An 878-nucleotide genomic window follows, 5' to 3' on the forward strand; every position below is an offset into this window, starting at 1 on the left:
ATCTCGGCCACAGCCAACATCTCCTTAATACCTCCTGCACGTTTTGTACCCAACAGGAAGTGTATGTGTATTTTGGAATGTTGACAAGTGGCTTTTTTTAATTTGTGCAGTCCCCTCGGGGCCTGCACAAATTAAATGCCATAACCTACATTTTTATGATGCCATAAACAGATTCAAGATTCTTTCGAACTGGATCCGTATGGTGATTCCATTTTCTTATTTGCAGGATGGAGTAAAGATCGCTATAAATGTTTATACTTCGACGGCGATGGCTTCGCCATGCTTTATAAACGATTAGATAACGGTAAACTCCAATGGCCAAAAGATGAACAGGAAGTACGAAATCTTTCGCAACAAGAGCTTCGCTGGCTTCTTGAGGGGTTATCCATCCAGCAGCCAAAGGCAATCCAGCCATCATCAAAGGGATTGTTTTAAATTGAAAAATCCTTCATTTTATATCTTTATGCCGCTGTTCGAACTCGCTATAATAAGAAGAGTGAATAAGAGCGAAAAGTGGTGAATGATGTGACGAAGGCTTCTTCTAAGAATGAAAAACAATTGGAGAGAGTGATTCAATTGCTTGAAGAGCAATTGGCTCATTCCAATCAACAAAACCGAGAACTATCGAAAAAATTGGATCAATCGTTGAAACAGAATGAAGCGTTGACGCAACAACTTCGACACTTTACAAAGCTCTTATATGGCTCGAAAACAGAAAAGTCGAGATATAACATCCCAGAAGGGCAAGCTTCCTTATTTGATGATGACTCGTCTTTTAGCGAATCTGAGCACACAGATGAACAAAGCCAACAGACTATTTCCTATACTGTTGTTCGAACGATTCAGAAGAAAAAACGAAATGATTCATTACGTGATGA

1 protein-coding gene and 1 pseudogene are annotated in these 878 nt (G+C 39.5%); both read left to right on the forward strand.

Translation table 11 applies throughout. The annotated features are described in order from the left end of the window. The first annotated feature begins 171 nt into the window (after positions 1 to 171). Complete coding sequence (tnpB, locus tag BQ5796_RS18185; RefSeq protein ID WP_074033861.1) at positions 172 to 435, forward strand: IS66 family insertion sequence element accessory protein TnpB; 264 nt, start codon at positions 172 to 174, stop codon at positions 433 to 435. 90 nt (positions 436 to 525) lie between these two features. Beyond that, positions 526 to 878, forward strand: a pseudogene (locus BQ5796_RS15955) (IS66 family transposase); the annotation flags it as partial.

Source organism: Bacillus massilinigeriensis (genome assembly GCF_900111815.1).
Taxonomy (GTDB): Bacteria; Bacillota; Bacilli; order Bacillales; family Cytobacillaceae; genus Mesobacillus_C; species Mesobacillus_C mediterraneensis.